Raw genomic sequence first — 17,884 nt, 5'->3', positions numbered from 1 at the left:
CTGAGTTTCACACGTTTGAGCTTGTTAAGAAAGTCCCTCTTGACTTTCTATCGCTCTTCTTAACTTGTCACCAATGGAGGATGACTTATTTGATGTCATCGAGTTTCTTTACGATCGTGTTTCTGAGCCGATTCATCGATACGATGAATGGAGTAATCATGGAGATTCTTATGACACCTTCGATAGGGAGACTGGTAAGCAAGAATTTAGAGATAGGATTAATGAGTTATTGTGTGACTATAGAGAGGGATATGAAATCTCCAAAAAGGGTGAAATTCTAGAATTTTCCGAGGAAGGATTGAAGGAGTTAGTTCTTGCAGAACTGCCTGCTTACGATCTTGAAAATGTTGAGCAGCGAGTTGAATCCGCAATTCTTAAATTTAGACGTTCTCGCTCATCTCTAGATGAAAAGTTTGATGCAGTTCGAAACTTATTTGATGTTCTTGAGTGGCTGCGCGATCAAATTAAGGAAGTAAAATTAAACCACGCCGAGAGGGCTTTATTTGATATAGCTAATAACTATTCAATACGACACCACAAGGATGGCCAAAAGCAGGATTATGACAAAGCCATTTGGTATAATTGGATGTTCTATTACTCTCTGGCAACGATACACGCTTGTTTAAAGCTAATTAAAAAGGATGAAAGCCAGTCACCATAAGCGCTAGGGGTAACACTTTATTGCAGCGGACGAGCAAAAACCACTGGTGATGAATTTGAGGTTATTTCTCGCCGCTGCATTTTACTGCTGATTGTCTCAATCCGTTATGACATCGGAAGCTGAATCAAGAGTTAGGAATTCCCGCTGAGATTGTCATCCAGCCCTATGAGTCGGTACAAACTCCCGCTTAACAATAGAACACCATATTTTGGTTGGTTGGTAATATTCGATCGCACAGACAATGCACCCCAACTGTCACAAAGCGGGATTTTGGATGAAAGATTAACTATCTTGAATTGTGGGAGACGTTGCCATATTTTGCGCTTGTCTTTGCATGAATTCAATATCGGACAGCGACCAAGTGCGGGGCCCGCTGCACTGATGAGCAATTAACAGCCCCCACAGTCCTTTGTTCGTTAAAATTGGCACAACTAAATTGGCGCGAACTTTCAGGCTACGCAGAAAATCTCGGTGGCATTCGTGAATTTGTCCTACTTCAATATCTGCAATTGCTTTAACTCTGCCGGCTTCGTACAAAGCAGCGTATTCGTCGTTAAAACATTCATCTGGCCCTGTTGAACCCAAGATTGAGAGTTCGATCGCACTCAACATCTCGTAAGTCACTCTACCTTGCCACTGCTTATAAAAATGATAAAGCAGCGCGCGATCGCTCTGCAAAATTTCTCGAATGTCGTAGAGGGATTTTTCAACTAATACGTCGCGCTTTAGACGATCTGTCAAGCGGTTAACAATGTTTTGCAGCCGATCGCCCGACATAGTATTAACTCCTTTAATTCCTAGTACACTCGCCCGATCTTAATTATTGAACTGGCATCTACACAACACCTCAAATTGTTGCGCTTCGGGATTTTCCCGCGCTCGAAAATGAGGAATTTTTGGCTTAACAGTTGTCTGGATGCCAGCGACATTATACTATTATTTTGACAGAGATAGCAATCTTTTTGGGAAACGGGCGATGGTGTCGGGCCCCGCAAGCTACGGCTTTTTTGGCGCGAAGAACCACCGGCGGCACGCCTGTTCCACACATGAAGAGCAAAGGAAGAGTTTATAAGTGCTAGGAGAATTGCTAGATATGCCTAAAGTTGGTTCCTCTTAAAGAGAGGAACTGCTAGGATATCTCGAAAGCTAGAGGAAGCATCAAATATGTCTGTGCTAGAAGCTGCTTGGAAACACGAATTTATCGTTACGAACGGCATTAAACTGCACTATGTCACTCAAGGTTCTGGGCCGCTGATGCTGATGCTGCACGGATTTCCTGAATTTTGGTATTCTTGGCGGCATCAAATCCCGGAATTTGCATCAGATTATAAAGTCGTCGCTGTAGATCTCAGGGGTTACAACGACAGCGACAAACCTCACGATCAATCTGCTTACGTGATGGCAGAGTTTGTGCAAGATGTCAAGGGCATTATTCAGGGTTTGGGATACGAAAGTTGCGTCTTAGTTGGTCACGACTGGGGAGGTGCGATCGCCTGGAATTTTGCTTATGCTTATCCCCAAATGGTGGATAAATTAATTGTGATGAATCTACCGCATCCAGCCAAGTTTGCTGAAGGGTTACGCACTCCCCAACAATTGCTGAGAAGTTGGTACATCTTGTTATTTCAGTTGCCAGTTTTGCCGGAGTTGTTAATTCAGTTGGGCGACTATCAGGCAATTGCGGCTACTTTGGAAGGTATGGCAGTTAACAAAAGCACCTTTAGCCCCTCAGATATCGAAGCTTACAAAGATGCGGCTGCCAAACGGGGCGCTCTGACTGCTACTATCAATTATTACCGCAATATAGCTAGCGGATTTCTCGATCGCCAGAATTGGAGCGTGCTGCAAGTTCCGACGCTGATGATTTGGGGAGAAAATGATGCCGCCCTCGGCAAAGAGTTAACCTATGGAACCGCAGATTACGTCCGGGATTTTCAGATTCATTACATTCCTAATTGCAGCCACTGGGTGCAGCAGGAACAGCCGCAGTTAGTGAATCGGTACATGAGAGATTTTTTGGCTAGCAAAGCTGTTTGAATTGACTCCTAGCCGCGATCGACTGCTGCAATTATTGGTTTTATTGGGACAAAAGTTCGGTCGCGAAATGGCACAAAGACTGTTAATTGATTTGAGATTGACTCATCAGGAGATTTCCCAAGCACTTGGGATTACGCGGATTACAGTAACGCGACTGATGGCTAGGCTGGAAGAGGAGGGATTTATCGATCGATCGCGCCGTCAATACATTGTTTTAACTTCGCGTTAGTTTGATTTTCACATAAGAGATATTTTTCATCGCAGATCAGCGCAGATCGACGCAGATATTTTTTAGGTATCTGTGTTTATATTTCAACTTACCGCAGATCACATTACTCTCGGCTATCGGTTGTAGTTCGATGAGGGGTTGAAACTGCTTTGTTGTGCATGGCAAACGCATCTAATTTATAACTTTCCCCTCATAGAGTTTTTTAGCTTTCACAAGCACTATGTACGGGTCAAGCAATATCAACTGGACGCACTAATCTCGATCTATCTATCGCAACCAGCTCTTTCTCTGACACGCTCGAATTATCTTCTGAGTCAAAAGACTGGAATAATCACGTATCTGGAATTACGTTTAATTGTCTTGGTCCAATTAATCTAGACGATGTAGATTCTAAGCTTATTGCTAATAAAAATTAACTACTTTATAAAATTTTATGGTTTACTGAATGTCTTTAAGCCCTGAACTTCACTCAAAAGAAAGATTTTGATGTTAGAGCTTGGTTAAGTTTCATCTCCTTAATAATAATATCAACAACTATTGTTAAAATTGGTTTAAAAAAAACTGCATACTCCATCTTTCCCAGCTCATGTTTCGGGACACAATACCTTTAGCCGCGCAGCAGATGTAGTTTTGACAGCTTTCTTCGGCGATAATGTTAGTTTTACCACCGTCGCCGATGCTTCGGTAAATTTGCAGCCTCTGGCTTTTAAAAGTATTACTAAATCTGCGGAGGAAGCCGGGATGAGTCGCGTTTACGGCGGTTATCACTGGTTTTCAGACAATCGAGATGGGTTGACAGCGGGCAGGAATTTGGGCAAGTACGTTGTGGAAAAGTTTTAGTAACAGGAATTACGCAAATTTTCTCAATGTATTTGACTGTTGACTAAAGACTAAAGACTTAAGCCATTAGTCATTTTCTCTCTAAAGCTTAAAATTTTTCATCTAAAATGCTAGGACTACCTGCTATATTTATAGGCGTGATTTAATCATTAGTCATTAGTCCCGTGTTATCAAAAACAACTATTCGGAATTTTACGCTAGCCATTTTGATGGCCCTCAGCCTAGCGTTGTTCAGCGGAACGACAACTTTTGCTCAAAACATCGAAACAATTAAAATTTCCGGCAATGCTGCGGGTGTTAGCACTCGCTACATCGGTGCAGTCGAGGGCAATATCAATTTCGACATCAAAGATTTGCAAGATTTGGGAATTAATACCTACCGCATTTACGGCGGGATGTCCCGATGGGAAGCCGAAGACGATGATGGTAAATACGGGTGGCCGGAAATATCCCAAATTAAGGCAAATCCAAATATAATTAATTGGGCGCATTGGGATCAGATTATGACCACTCCGCCCCAGGGTAGCGATTATTGGTGGTCGGGAAAACCTGGTATAGTTTGGCAAGGCAATGCCCGGACTATTTTTAATAGTCTCAAACAAGCAAATATTCGCCCAGTTGTGAGTATTCGGAATGTTGATAATAACTGGAATCCGAGTTGGGCGCTGCAACTGAATCCGCCGCGCACAGCAGAAGACTGGAATGAGTGGTGGGAACACGTTTTTGCTACGGTTTATTGGCTGAATGTTCGCAATGATTACCGCGTTGATGATTGGGAAATTCACAACGAACCGGACAATCGCGCTCAGGGTTGGGGGGGGACTAGGGCTGACTATTTTGAATTGGTTAAGGTGGCAAAAGATGCGATCGACTTTGTTTACACAACTTATTTGCCCGATCGCACTTACCGTATCCACGGCCCGAAAACCATAGGTGGCAGCAGTTGGCCGGCTAGTGCTTTGCAGGAAATACCGAATTATTTCAATACAGTCAATGTCCACAACTACGATGCAGATATTTCTAACTACACCCGCAAAGTGCGCGGCTGGATGAACGGTACTGTCCGCGCTAACTCGCAGCTTTGGGTAGGTGAATGGGGAACTTACAACACTAGCTACGGTGATTTATCTTTAGCTTTAAACTTGATTAAGAATTTGATTAGAGGTTCTCAACCGGGGGATAATTATATTTACGGAAGTCACATATTCTGTTTGTACGACTGGGGCAAGCCCGCAGGGGTGGAAGGTTTGCTTGGGGACGGGGGAAAACGGCGCGCAGGCTACTATGCTTTGCGGATGGGAATTAGGGCTTTGCAGGGCGGGAAAGCTACCTTTTTTCCTATCACTAACAGTTCCGATATAATGGCAGTGGCAACTCTTGATGCTAGCAAGAATGTTTACTTGCTGGTTGTCAATGACCGAGCAACATCTTACACTGTTAATGCTGATATTTCGGAGCTGATAAAAACTGGTAATGGCACGGTGCGGGAGTTCAGTTCTAAAACAATGGATGAGGTTGTTGGTAGCTTAAGGCTCAAGGGCGGAAATGCGAGTTTTGCACTGGCGGGGAACAGCGCTATTCTCATCAAGTTCGATCGCCAGAATTGAAGCTCAAATCCTCTGGGCCATAATTGGGATAAGATAGAATTAGTTATGCTCAAAATTATTTATTTTCTGCCTGTTTGGCCCTGGAACCCTGGAACCCTTGAACCCTCGAACCCCTAATTGCACAGTTGCCATACCTAAGTCGTGCTGTTGTGATTCCCCTCCTGTCGCTGGTAAATTGGTAGCGTGCAGGTATCTTGCCTCAAACAGAATGCGAGCGAGAGTTCGGTTGAGGGGCAGAAAGTAGGGTGCAGTCTAGACAATCGCAGAAATTCTTGCTCGTAAACCCGCAGCAGTTAGCTAGGCGAGGAATTACCCGCCTGCCTTCATCGGGGCCCTCTAGCAGATGGGATTGGTTCTGAAAGTCAGAAGCCGTCAATTATCAGGATATGGCACGGAATTAATTTTAAATGCCAAGATGCTGGAAGTAGGGGTGAGTTTAATCGTACAGAAACTTTGAGCGCGCTTGGAAATCTCGCGGGCAAAGCCTCTCAATCACTCTGCTGCTTGCGATCGGGTTTTTTCAACAAATATCACTTTTATGCCCCCTGATGTTTATTCCCTCTCTCAGTCAGGTCATCAACCGCAATCCCCTCACAGTCACCCCTGAGACGCCCGTAGAAAAGGCGATCGAGCTGATGAGTAGCACAGGAGCCAGTTACGTCCTCGTGGTAGAACCGCGCGGGCATTCTCAACTCGGAAATCCCACCAACGGGACTTCCCCACAATCGCGGGAACAGTCGGGTTTCTACAACGGCATACCGCCTGCGGTCGCAGGAGGCAACGGGCTGCGTCTCAACGGCTCAAAAGCTCCCTATGCGGGCGGCCAGACAGTGCTGGGGATTTTTACAACGCGAGATGTCGTACAGCTAAATTCGATCGGCGCTGCTTTGAGGGGATTTGCGATCGAGCAAATCATGATCCGAACCGTAACTGTAGCCAGAGAATCGGAAATTGCCGACTTTTTTGCGTTAGCAAATCTCCTGGAGAAAAATCAGATCAGCCATTTGCCGATCGTCAGCGACACTGAAGAACTTGTCGGTTTAATTAGCTCTCAAAGCTTGGTGCAAATGTTGCAGGGAATTGGGGAATCGACACAAAAAGCAATTAGCAGCGCTTCGCCACCTGCGGCTTTCGCGTTCCCTCCGCCGCTGCCAATTCTGAATCAGAAATTAGAGCTGCCAGCAAGTTTAATTAAACTTTATCAAATCCCTCAAATAGCAGCCTCGCGAATTATTCACGCTCCTGCTACTTCTTCGGTTCGCTATTTGGCGCAACTGATGTTTAGACACAATGTTAGTTATGTATTAATCACTGAAACCCCCGATCAACACTCGACTGGTGCGGCTCACAATTCTAAATTTACAAATCCTAACATTCACAAACTGGTTGGGGTGGTAAGTTCGCGGGATATTGTGCAGTTGCAGGCGCTGGGAAGAGATTCTAACAAAATTAAAGCGGGAGCAATTTGCAGCAGTTCGCCACCGCTGGTGCGATCGCACTCTACCCTCGAAGCAGCCGTCGCGCTGCTGCAAAAACACTACTGCCAGTTGCCTTTATTAGTCATCAACGAAACAAATCACCCGATCGGGATTATCAATCCTAAAACTATCCTTTTACAAGCGCTGGATTCAAAATCTCTGCATTCTGGCTTGATCGCTTTGCAGCGCCAGCTAGAATCTAGCAACGTTCAATACAAAAAACTCTCTGCAGAAATACAGCGGACAGCACCAAATAGCCACCTCGTGGCTGAAATTTCTCACCACAGTTTCGTAGACCGGCAAAATATCCCCCCTGCAGTCAACAATCAGGGGATTTGGGACTGGAATCTCGAAACAGATGAGTTTTTTTATTCGGCGCGGTGGCAAGAAATGCTGGGCTACCAAGAAGGGGAAATCTCGAATCGCCGATCGGAATGGTGGAGTCGCATCCACCGAGATGATATTGACTCGGTAAAGGCAGCTTTAGAAGAACACTTCGCCCAAAAGACACCGGATTTTGCAGCAGAATATCGTATGTACTGTAAAGACGGCAGCACTGTCTGGGTGCTGAACCGAGGTCAAGTTTTACGCAGCGCTACCGGCAAACCGCTGCGGGTAGTAGGAACTCATACAGATATTACTCCAAACAAGCAGTTTGAAGTCAAAAACCGCGAGCATGATCGGGAGCAGTTCCATCTATTTGACTCTTTGAAAGCAACAGTAATTTTCCACATAGATGCGGCGGGGGTTTGGAAATTTCTCAACCGCGCTTGGACGGAAATTACGAATTTTTCGGTGTCCGAAAGTTTGGAAACTAATTTTTTAGAGTGGGTGCATCCAGATGAGCGCGAGCAATGTGCAAATTTATTGGAGTCTTTGCTGTCGGGGAAGTCGGAATTTGAACGGCGAGAACTGCGATTTAAGTCCAAGTCGGTTTCGGGGAAAAACTCCTTGGGAATTCACAGTAATTCCGGCTTTGTTTCCGTGGAACTATTTGCCCAAGTCCGGCGGAATTCCCAAGGCGAAATAGCGGGAATTTTCGGGACTTTGCACGATGTCTGCAACCGCCTCGAAGGAGTTGAGGAACTGCGGGAAAGTGAGCGGGCAATTCGATCGCTCTACGAGGTAATGGTGAGCTCGGAAGGCTCTTTTGACGATCGAACTATCCGGTTGCTGGCCATGGGTTGCAGTCAGTTTGGGATGGATATCGGGCTGTTGGGCAGGGTTTTGGGCGATCGCTACGAAGTGATTGCGGCTTATGTACCGGAAGATTTTCCCTTTGGATTTGCTAAAGGAGACGGTTTTGCTTTGAGCAGAACTTTTGAGCGAGAGGTTTTGCGATCGAGCGAACCTATTTCTGTCGAATCAGCCGGCACTACTCAGTGGCGCAACCACCCCGCTTACAGCGTGCGGAAGTTGGAGGCTTTTGTGGGGACGAGAGTAATAGTGCAAGGGCGAATTTTTGGCACTTTGAGCTTTACTTCCCGCACCACTAAATCTCCTTTGAAACCGCTGAATTTTGAAATTTTAAAGTTAATGGGCAATTATATCGGCGCGGAAATTGCCCGCGAAGAGCGAGAGCGAACTTTGCAAGGTCAGTACCAGCGCGTTTTACTACTCAAACAAATTACTCAAAAAGTGCGCTCGACTTTAGATACTCAAGAAATTTTTCAGACTACAGCTACCCAAATCGGTCGCGTATTTGGCGTCAATCGCTGTACAATTCACACCTATCTTTCCGAACCTTATCCGCATCTTCCTTGCGTCGCGGAATACTTAGAACCAGGTCACGAATCGGCTTTAGATTTAGAACTTTCTGTCACTTATAACCCCTACACAGAAAAACTACTCGCTGAAGATATAGCCCTGGCATCTCCCGATGTGTTTGCAGATCCTTTGCTCGAATCTTCGGGGCCAATGTGCCGCCGCATCGGATTAAAATCTATGTTGGCTGTTCGCACTTCCTATCAAGGAGAACCGAATGGAATTATTACTTTGCACCAGTGCGATGCAACTCGCCAGTGGAATCCCGACGAAATTGAACTCTTAGAAGATGTTGCCGCTCAAGTTGGAATTACCTTAGCTCAAGCACAACTTTTAGAAACGGAAGTTCAGCGACAGCGACAGTTAGCCGAGCAAAATGAAGCTTTGGATCAAGCACGACAAGCGGCGGAAGTTGCTAATAGAGCTAAGAGCGAATTTTTAGCGACTATGAGTCACGAAATCCGCACTCCGATGAATGCGGTCATCGGGATGACGGGCTTGCTGCTGGATATGGAACTAACTGCTGAACAGCGGGATTTTGTGGAGACAATTCGTACCAGCGGCGATGCTTTGCTGACTATTATTAACGATATTCTCGACTTTTCCAAGATTGAATCTGGAAAATTGGATTTGGAACGCAGCCCCTTCGAGCTGCAAAACTGTATAGAAGAATCTCTGGAATTACTGGCTCCGAGAGCCTCAGAAAAAGGTTTAGAGCTGGCTTACTTTATTGATGATTCTGTTCCGAAAAACATTTTAGGAGATGTCACGAGGCTGCGCCAAATTTTGGTAAATCTGCTGGGGAATGCAGTTAAGTTTACAGAATCTGGAGAAATTGTGGTGTGCTGTACGGCTAGGCAAATTGAACAGGTAGCTGCTAACAGTTCGCCAGATAAAATTAATATTTTAGCGCCACAACTGCTAACAATTAACCAGGGAGAGTTGCCACGTAGCAGACAATACGAGATTCAATTTGCTGTCCAAGATACGGGAATTGGCATTCCGCCAGACCGGATGGATCGCCTGTTTAAAGCTTTTTCGCAGGTGGATGCTTCGACAACGCGACATTACGGCGGGACGGGTTTGGGACTGGCTATCAGCCAGCGTTTGAGTGATATGATGGGCGGTACAATGTGGGTTGTCAGCCAGGTTACTCCGGGAAGTTCTAAGTCTCTACCGGGAGTTTCTGCGATCGGACAAAGTATCGCTGGAAGGTCGCCTGCAGAATTTACTCCGCCGTCGATATCGGGTTCGGGTTCGATTTTTTATTTCACGGTGACTGCTGAAGCGAATGACATCCGGGCTGAGGAAAAAAGGCCCGAATTTGCCGCTGGTAAGCGCTTATTAATTGTTGAGCATCATGCCATTAATCGACAAGTTTTGATCCGGCAGGCCGAGTCTTGGGGAATGATACCCGTGGCTGTAACTTCGGGTGCTGAGGCTTTGGAAATTATTAAAGGAAACTCGCCGCTCGATTTAGCTATTTTGGCGATGAATCTACCCGATATGGACGGTGTGGCTTTGGCTGTGGAGATTCGGAAATTTGAGCTGAGCAATTTGTCTGGTGGCGACGGTCTAAATCCGAATGCCATCGTTAAAAACACTCGCAAAATAGCACTACCTTTGGTGCTGTTTACTTATTTAAGTAAGGCAGAAGTTTGGAAAAAACTTGAAACTACAGAGGTACATTTTTCTGCTTTTTTAACTAAGCCTTTAAAACAGTCTCAGTTTTATAATGTGTTGCTGCAAGTTTTTGGATATGTTACTGGCAGAAGCGGCAGGGGAGAAGTTTCAAATGTGGTGACTTTGACTTCGGGATTGAAGTATTTTGAAAATTCTCAAGAACATCACCGCGTGCAGCGGACGCCTGCTGTTTTGAGGCAGGTTGCGGCCAATTCTGCCGGACAGGATGCAGCTAATTCTAGTCAGATTCGGATTTTGCTGGCTGAGGACAATGTGGTGAATCAAAAAGTCGCTACACATTTACTCGACAGGATAGGATATCGGGCTGATATTGCGGCTAATGGGTTGGAGGTTTTGGAGGCGCTGAAGCGGCAATCTTACGATGTTGTGCTGATGGATGTGCAGATGCCTAACATGGATGGGTTGGAAGCGACGCGCCGCATTTGTCAGGAATGGCCTGCTAACAAGAAGCCGAGAATTATTGCGATGACTGCTAATGCGATGCAGGGCGATCGCGAAAAGTGTCTGGAAGCAGGTATGGACGATTATATTACTAAGCCGGTGCGCCGGGAAGAGTTGGCGATCGCCTTGAGCAAGTGCTCACCTCTGAAGCGGGATGAATTGGATGCGATTACTGAGCAAAACAATCAAGATATTTCTGATCACATTGACAGTGAGGTTGCGGCATCTTCTAGCGTTCAACCGGGAGCCGATTCGCCGATTGATTTTCATATTTTGCAAAATCTCCGCGAGCTAGACGATGATGAAGACCCAGATTTTTTGGGGGAGCTAATTAAGATATATTTGGTAGACGCACCGCAACATTTAGAAACTATTAAGGAGGCTATTTTTCTCGGCGATGCTGATAGTTTGAAGCTGGCTTCTCACACGCTGAAGTCGAGCAGCGCCAATTTAGGAGCGGTGTCTTTTTCTGCAGTTTGCAAGGAGTTGGAGTATATGGGCCGCCTGGCGGTTGAGTCTGGAGGGGAACAGGTTTTTGATGTGAGTGCGGCGCGCGATCGCCTGTTGGAAGCCCAAGCGGAGTGGGAAAAGGTGCGGGCGGCTTTTGAGACGGAATTGGAAACGGGGAAGTTGCGATCGCAAACGGGGTAATTGCTAATTGGTAATTAGTAATTGCCGTTACCGATTACCCATTACCAGAATAGCTATTTAACTTTCACCTAAATATGCTTTGCGGACAGTTTCATTTGACTGCAAATCACTAGCAGTACCAGCGACTACAACCTGACCGGTTTGGATGACATAGCCGCGATGGGCTACACTTAAAGCCATGCGGGCGTTTTGTTCCACCAGTAAAATAGTTGTTCCTTCAGCATTAATATCGCGGACGATCGCAAAAATTTGACTGACTAACATCGGTGCCAATCCCATACTCGGCTCGTCCAATAATAACAAGCGGGGGCGCGACATCAAAGCCCGGGCGATCGCCAACATTTGCTGTTCGCCACCGCTGAGAGTTCCCCCTTTTTGACTAATTCTTTCTCGCAAACGAGGAAATAAATTTAATGCTTTTTCCATATCGGACTTGATACCGAGAGTATCGTTGCGGAGATAAGCACCCATTTCTAGGTTTTCTTGCACCGTCATTCGCGGAAAAATCAACCGCCCTTCGGGACTTTGAGAAATCCCCAAACGGACGATCGCCTCTGTAGATAGTGCTTCTAAAGGCTTTCCCTCAAATAATACAGTGCCTTGGCGCGGGCGCAGCAGTCCTTGAATCGTGCGGAGAGTTGTAGTTTTCCCCGCCCCGTTGCTGCCGATTAATGTCACAACTTCTCCCTGCGAGACTGTTAGCGATACTCCTTTGAGAGCGTGGATATTTCCGTAGTAGGTGTGAAGGTCTTTAATTTCCAACATAATTGCTCTTTGTGGGCTATCTTTACCTAAATCTTAATCAAAATATGGAGATATTTACCCATTAACCATGTCCATCTTCTTCTTTTCCCAAATATGCCTCAATTACGCGAGGATCGGCGCGAACTTCTGCCGGAGTTCCCTCAGCAATTTTAGTCCCGTACTCCATAACACTAACGCGATCGCTAATTCCCATCACCACTTTCATATCATGTTCAATCAGCAAAATACTCAAATTCAACTCATCGCGAATTCGGTAAATAAAGCGAGTTAAATCAGCCGTTTCGTTCGGGTTCATCCCGGCAGTGGGTTCGTCTAAAAGTAACACTTTCGGATCGGAAGCCAAGGCTCTCGCAATTTCCAATCTCCGCTGATCGCCGTAGGAAAGGTTTTTTGCCAACTCCGGCGCTTTAGCAACACCTAAACCGACAAAATCAAGCATAGCGAGCGCTTTTATGTTAGCTTCCCGTTCCTCCAAAATCACAGCCGGAGTGCGGAGGATTGCACCCAACAAACCTGTTTTTAATCGGCAGTGTCTACCTACTAAAACATTATCCAGCACAGTCATGTTGTTAAACAAACGGATATTTTGAAAAGTTCTAGCAATGCCGAAACTTGTCAGGCGATCCGGAGGCAAACCCGTGATATTTTTCTGTTCCAAAAGCAACTGACCGCCACTTGGTTTGTAAATACCCGTAAGCATATTAAAAAAAGTAGTCTTGCCCGCACCGTTGGGGCCGATTAAACTGGCGATCGATCCTTTTTCCAAAGTTAAACTAACCTGGTTGACGGCAGTCAAACCGCCGAATCGCATTGTAAGTTGTTGTGCTTCTAATAATGACATTTTGGTTGTATTTCCTAATATTGTAGAGGAGTGCAAGCGGGATACTCGCGAGCTTTCACGCACGCGAGTCAATTTGAGATAAGCTGTTGTGCATTTAAATTGTATATTTCGAGTCCCCATCAAAAATCGTCAAATCCTCTCCCCCTCTCCTCTTCTCCCCCTCTCCCTCTCTAATACCATAGGCAATCTAGATGCAACACAGCTTATTTTAGGACATATTCTCTAGGGTACAGAGAAAATAAAACTTAAAAAGATTAGATTCTAGCGAACGGCCAGGGCGATATTGTGCGTGTAAATCGGCAGTCGAAAAGTTTTCAATAACTTTGAGATGGAGTTCGTCAGCCAAAGTTGCAATGTTTTCAAACCCAGTAATCCACGGTGCATACATACTTTCGTATTTATCTATGTAATCATTGATATCTTGGTAGCCCGTAGTTCTCAAAATTACCTTTTCCGACATATAATCAAAGGACAATCGAAAATTATCAACATAGTCGCGAATTTGTTCTAACACAAATATTACATCTTTTTTGTCAAGCAAGGTAGTGTTGCCTTCCCACAAAAAATATGTCGGTCGAGCGAAATCAAATTCACTCTGTTTCAGCAAGGGGATTAAACCGTCTTTTATGTAATCGCCGGGGATGTAGCGAACATTAGCAGTAACTTTGTTAGCTTTGAGAGTTTCTTCTTTTAATTGAAGAGTCGCGCGATCGTCTATTTCAAAATAAGTTACTTTTTCGCCATTAATTCTAGCAGCGCGAGTATCCAAACCCGAACCTAAAATAACTACTTGTTTGCAACCTCCTAAAATTTGGTTTGACAAAACATCATCAAAATATTTAGTCCGCAACTTAATCATTTCTTTAGCTGCGGGAGAGTTTTGAGCTATTTTTGCAGCTATTTCTTGTGTTTCCTCATTGAGCCAAATTTTTACTACAGGATCAGTGTAAAGAGGCATTGCTTCTTCATTCTCTTCTGCTCTAAACTCCGCAACGATAAAAGCAGTACCAGTTACATTGTTCATGGCTAATCTTTCATCCTTACTAAGCTGTTCTGCATTTAAACCAAACTTTGGGGCGGGTAGTATTCCGAACTCACAAGAATTTTAAGAAGCACGATTGTTAAAATTAGATGCACAGCAGCTTATTGACTTCTCGCATCTGCTAAAGACTCATTGCTCGCTTCAGCATCAGAATGCAGTTCAGCTTGGTGGATCTTATCAGGAATCAGTCCCTCCGGCCGCACGAGCATCATGACAACAAGAGTTAGGCCGAAGAGAAATAAGCGCATTTGAATCGGGTCTAAACTGGTTGCTAGAAAGTCTCGCAACTGGGGAATTGCAATCCTGGGGAGTACAAAAGTATTCAGAAAACCCTTGAGGACTTGCGCTAATTGTGGCAGATAAAGCCGATCGGCAGACATGATAATGATAGCGCCCAAAATCACCCCGGTCATATTCCCCAAACCGCCTAAAATCACCATACACAGGATGATTACCGACACCGAGAAATCGAAAACGCTGGGAAAAATCGCGCTGATATAGGCGGCGTAAAACGCGCCTGCAAAGCCCGAAAACGTCGCTCCCATCGCAAAAGCCGAAAGTTTGGTTTTGACTAGGTTAATGCCCATCGCACTCGCCGCTAATTCATCTTCGCGCATGGCATTCCACGCCCTGCCCAAGCGGGAATCTCGCAGCCGCGAAATCATGAAGTAAGCGAAGACAACTAGCAGCAAAATTAGGTAGTACCAGGGAAAGTAGTTGCCGGTGCTAAAAGTGCCGATAATGGGGAGAGATGGACGCCCGATCGGGTTTATGCCCGCTTCGCCGCCGGTGAGGTTAAAAGGTCGATCGCACCCAACCAGACACAGCACCAACTCGGGTTTACCCAAAACAGCCGCAACAATCTTCGAGACTGGTTCGTCGATCCGAATCGCGGTTAAATTCCTAAACACAACCGGAATAATTTCGCCAAAACCAAGGGTAACAATCGCCAAATAATCGCCCTTGAGCCGCAGTGTGGGAATACCGAGGATTACACCCGCGATCGCAGCTACACCGGCCGCGATCGGCAATACTACCCAAAAGTTCCAAGCAATATTTAACTGTCCAGAAGATAGCAAAGCAGTCGTATAAGCGCCGATCGCAAAAAACGCCGCATATCCCAAATCCAACAAACCCGCAAAACCCACAGTAATATTCAAACCCAGCGCCAACATAATAAAGATTTGAATCTGTACTACAGTAGCAATCCAGCCGGTTTGAGCCTGAATGTCGATAAACGGAAACAGAATTAGAATAAAAGCTAATGTCACCAGAGTTGCCAGCCGCTGGCGTTCCCCCTGCAAACCCTGCAAAGCACCCATTAACGTAGCTGTCAAAATTGCGATCGTCAAACTGCAAATCCCGTACAGCAGCGTCGTCGGCAAAGCAACAGCAGGTTGACCAGACAAAGGTCTAATCAAAACCCCTTCTACCACACTCGCAATTAATAGCCAAACTCCCAATCCCAATCCCGCTAAACTGCCGATCGCAGCACCCATTTTCGGGCTGTAAACCTTCTGCTCCCGACAGCTAATAAAGCCGACCGCCGTACCCATCAGCCAGCCGATTACGGTGCCGCTCCAACCGCCGAATAACAAAACAGTCAAAGAGGCAATCGCCCCTAAAATACCAGTCGATTTAATTGCTTTAATTGTTTTTTTTGACATAGGAAGAAGTTATTAGTCATTAGTCAGTAGTTAGATGAAAGAATGCTAGGAATTGCAGTTTATAGATGCGACTGACGCGGGCAGTGCAAACTTCTGCCTCAAGCAACTCGATCGACGGCTGGTTCGGGAAACTGCTGAGCGGGCTAGCTACAGTTTAGAGTCTTTTGATCTCGATTGTTTCTCGATCGCGATCTAAAATTGAAATATACTGGAACTGTTACCGGAACACACTTCAAACGGGCGATCGCGATATGGTACAAGCACCTCAAAAAACTATCACCCTAGACGAGTTTTTGCAACTCCCAGAAACCCAACCCGCTAGCGAATACATCAAAGGTGCGATCCTCCAAAAACCTATGCCACAAGGAAAACACAGCAAACTACAAGGCAGACTCGTAACAGTCGCCAACGACATCGCAGAGAAACCGCAAATTGCCCTAGCCCTACCAGAACTTCGCTGCACTTTTAGCGGACGTTCCATTGTTCCCGATGTCGCAATTTTTGTTTGGAATCGCATTCCCCTAGACGCTGACGGCGAAATTGCCAATACATTTAATGCTCATCCAGACTGGACAATAGAAATTTTGTCCCCAGCCCAAAGCCAAACCAAAGTCACAAACAATATTTTGCACTGTTTGAATGCCGGTTGTCAGATGGGTTGGTTGCTCGATCCCGATGAAAAAAACATTTTAGCCTATCCCGCAGGGCAGCAACCGATTGCATTGCAAGAACCAACAGATATACTCCCGATGCCCAAATTTATGCCGGAAATGCAGTTGACTTTAGGCGAAGTTTTTGGCTGGCTCAAACCAGGGAATATTTAAAACGTAAAACTAAAACGTAAAATGCGATCGCTTTTATTGCCCCGCCGAATTCTTTAATAATTCGGGCATCTGGGTGTCCTGTTTTTTCATGTCTACTTAAATGCCTCTTGCCATTATTTAAACCCTGCAATTTCAAACCTTCTCCTGAACATTTTCTCCTAACAAACCCCCTGGCCGAAAAGCCAAAATCACCACCAAAACCCCAAACACCCAAGCATTAGTCCAGCGGCTCGACAAATACTGATCGCTCAAAGACGAAAGCAACCCAATCAAAACCCCTCCTAACATCGCCCCGACAATATTGCCAATCCCCCCCAAAACCGCCGCTGTAAAAGCCCTCAAACCAGCCGTAAACCCCATCGTAAAAACAATAGTATTGTTGTACAGACCAACCAGAATCCCCGCCGAACCTGCCAAAGCTCCCCCAATCAAAAAAGTTAGAGCAATAATCTGATCTACATTAATTCCCATAATTTTAGCAGCATCGCGGCTTTGAGCCGTTGCGCGCATCGCCTTTCCCAGACGAGTGTATTGCACAAACACATGAAGCAAAACCATCAATACAACCGCCACCACCAACACAATTAAATCCTTCGTAGTAAATACAATACTCGTTTGAATTCCCAAAGCTTTGAAAATATCAACTCGCGGTAACAAATCGGGAAAACTTTTCGGCGCAGCAGAATTAGAACCCATCACCGGAATAAAAGCTTTCAATCCTCCCCAAAACAGTCCCATATTTTGGAAAATAAAAGAAACTCCAATTGCCGAAATTAAAGGAGCTAAACGGGGAGCATTTCGCAAAGGCCGATAAGCGTACTTTTCCACAACAATATTCAGCCCAGCACAAAACACTGAACATACAATTAAAGCGACTAACATCACCGGTATAGCAATACTTAAAGGTGCGCCATCTTGAATGCCAAAAGCCCCGAACACAGTTAGGGAAGCAAAAGCGCCCAACATATACAAATCGCCGTGAGCAAAATTGATTAACTCAATAATGCCATAAACCATAGTGTAACCCAAAGCAATAATTGCAATCAGCGCCCCGTTGACAAGACCAACTAATAACTGTTGGATAAAAACTTCAGGATTGCTGGCTATTTCCCCAACAATTTTGGGCAAGTCAAAGCCGGCAATTGGCCCTAACAACAAAACTATATAAGCTACACCTAGATATAGAAGAATACTCTGCCATTTTTTCATAATTTTGGGTTGATTGGTAATTCGTAAGGTGCGCCGAAGAGCACCCTACTTTAGTAATTGGGTAAGGTGCGCCGAAGAGCACCCTACTTTAGTAATTGGGTAAGGTGCGCATTGCTATTAATTA

The 17,884-nt window shown here is 45.3% G+C and carries 14 protein-coding genes; 8 read left to right on the top strand and 6 right to left on the bottom strand.

Annotation, left to right across the window (positions count from 1 at the left end; genetic code table 11):
• Nucleotides 1-73 precede the first annotated feature (73 nt).
• On the top strand, nucleotides 74-661 hold the full coding sequence (locus QUA40_RS10360; RefSeq protein WP_333124881.1) for a hypothetical protein: 588 nt from the start codon (nucleotides 74-76) through the stop codon (nucleotides 659-661).
• A 282-nt stretch (nucleotides 662-943) separates the two neighbouring features.
• Here the strand turns inward: QUA40_RS10360 and QUA40_RS10355 are convergent, their stop codons facing one another.
• Complete coding sequence (locus QUA40_RS10355; RefSeq protein WP_333124878.1) at nucleotides 944-1,438, bottom strand: GAF domain-containing protein; 495 nt, start codon at nucleotides 1,436-1,438, stop codon at nucleotides 944-946.
• A gap of 387 nt (nucleotides 1,439-1,825) precedes the next feature.
• Between QUA40_RS10355 and QUA40_RS10350 the strand changes: the two genes are divergently transcribed.
• The 5 genes from QUA40_RS10350 to QUA40_RS10330 all read left to right on the top strand — a co-directional run bounded on the left by QUA40_RS10350 (nucleotide 1,826) and on the right by QUA40_RS10330 (nucleotide 11,412).
• On the top strand, nucleotides 1,826-2,698 hold the full coding sequence (locus QUA40_RS10350; RefSeq protein WP_333124876.1) for an alpha/beta hydrolase: 873 nt from the start codon (nucleotides 1,826-1,828) through the stop codon (nucleotides 2,696-2,698).
• A 1-nt stretch (nucleotide 2,699) separates the two neighbouring features.
• Nucleotides 2,700-2,927, top strand: a complete 228-nt coding sequence (locus QUA40_RS10345) for a helix-turn-helix domain-containing protein (RefSeq protein WP_333124874.1) — start codon at nucleotides 2,700-2,702, stop codon at nucleotides 2,925-2,927.
• Between the two features lie 630 nt (nucleotides 2,928-3,557).
• The gene (locus QUA40_RS10340; RefSeq protein ID WP_333124872.1) at nucleotides 3,558-3,767 is read left to right on the top strand and encodes a hypothetical protein; all 210 of its coding nucleotides are present in this window, start codon (nucleotides 3,558-3,560) and stop codon (nucleotides 3,765-3,767) included.
• A gap of 164 nt (nucleotides 3,768-3,931) precedes the next feature.
• Nucleotides 3,932-5,374 carry a hypothetical protein gene (locus tag QUA40_RS10335; protein ID WP_333124870.1) on the top strand — a complete coding sequence of 481 codons (1,443 nt, stop codon included), beginning with the start codon at nucleotides 3,932-3,934 and terminating at the stop codon, nucleotides 5,372-5,374.
• A 548-nt stretch (nucleotides 5,375-5,922) separates the two neighbouring features.
• Nucleotides 5,923-11,412 (top strand): response regulator, encoded by a 5,490-nt coding sequence (locus tag QUA40_RS10330; protein ID WP_333124867.1) that lies wholly within the window; start codon nucleotides 5,923-5,925, stop codon nucleotides 11,410-11,412.
• Between the two features lie 57 nt (nucleotides 11,413-11,469).
• Here the strand turns inward: QUA40_RS10330 and QUA40_RS10325 are convergent, their stop codons facing one another.
• From QUA40_RS10325 to QUA40_RS10310, 4 genes are all read right to left on the bottom strand, one after another.
• The gene (locus QUA40_RS10325) at nucleotides 11,470-12,177 is read right to left on the bottom strand and encodes an ABC transporter ATP-binding protein (RefSeq protein WP_333124864.1); all 708 of its coding nucleotides are present in this window, start codon (nucleotides 12,175-12,177) and stop codon (nucleotides 11,470-11,472) included.
• Nucleotides 12,178-12,238: 61 nt separating this feature from the next.
• Nucleotides 12,239-13,018, bottom strand: a complete 780-nt coding sequence (locus QUA40_RS10320) for an ABC transporter ATP-binding protein (RefSeq protein ID WP_333124861.1) — start codon at nucleotides 13,016-13,018, stop codon at nucleotides 12,239-12,241.
• Nucleotides 13,019-13,226: 208 nt separating this feature from the next.
• Complete coding sequence (locus tag QUA40_RS10315; protein ID WP_333124858.1) at nucleotides 13,227-14,042, bottom strand: class I SAM-dependent methyltransferase; 816 nt, start codon at nucleotides 14,040-14,042, stop codon at nucleotides 13,227-13,229.
• 119 nt (nucleotides 14,043-14,161) lie between these two features.
• Nucleotides 14,162-15,727, bottom strand: coding sequence for an ABC transporter permease subunit (locus QUA40_RS10310; protein WP_333124856.1), 1,566 nt, complete (start codon nucleotides 15,725-15,727; stop codon nucleotides 14,162-14,164).
• A gap of 52 nt (nucleotides 15,728-15,779) precedes the next feature.
• Here QUA40_RS10310 and QUA40_RS10305 point away from each other — a divergent pair, with 52 nt between their 5' ends.
• Together QUA40_RS10305 and QUA40_RS10300 are read left to right on the top strand one after the other, a co-directional pair.
• The gene (locus tag QUA40_RS10305; protein ID WP_333124852.1) at nucleotides 15,780-15,923 is read left to right on the top strand and encodes a hypothetical protein; all 144 of its coding nucleotides are present in this window, start codon (nucleotides 15,780-15,782) and stop codon (nucleotides 15,921-15,923) included.
• 55 nt (nucleotides 15,924-15,978) lie between these two features.
• On the top strand, nucleotides 15,979-16,551 hold the full coding sequence (locus QUA40_RS10300; RefSeq protein ID WP_333124850.1) for a Uma2 family endonuclease: 573 nt from the start codon (nucleotides 15,979-15,981) through the stop codon (nucleotides 16,549-16,551).
• 132 nt (nucleotides 16,552-16,683) lie between these two features.
• Here QUA40_RS10300 and QUA40_RS10295 read toward each other — a convergent pair whose 3' ends face one another.
• Nucleotides 16,684-17,760 (bottom strand): branched-chain amino acid ABC transporter permease, encoded by a 1,077-nt coding sequence (locus tag QUA40_RS10295; protein ID WP_333124848.1) that lies wholly within the window; start codon nucleotides 17,758-17,760, stop codon nucleotides 16,684-16,686.
• Nucleotides 17,761-17,884 lie beyond the last annotated feature (124 nt).

This window comes from Microcoleus sp. Pol11C3 (assembly GCF_036701485.1).
Taxonomy (GTDB): domain Bacteria; phylum Cyanobacteriota; class Cyanobacteriia; order Cyanobacteriales; family Microcoleaceae; genus Microcoleus.
Note: the sequence above shows the minus strand (reverse complement) of the source record. Positions and strands in the feature narration are given on the sequence as shown.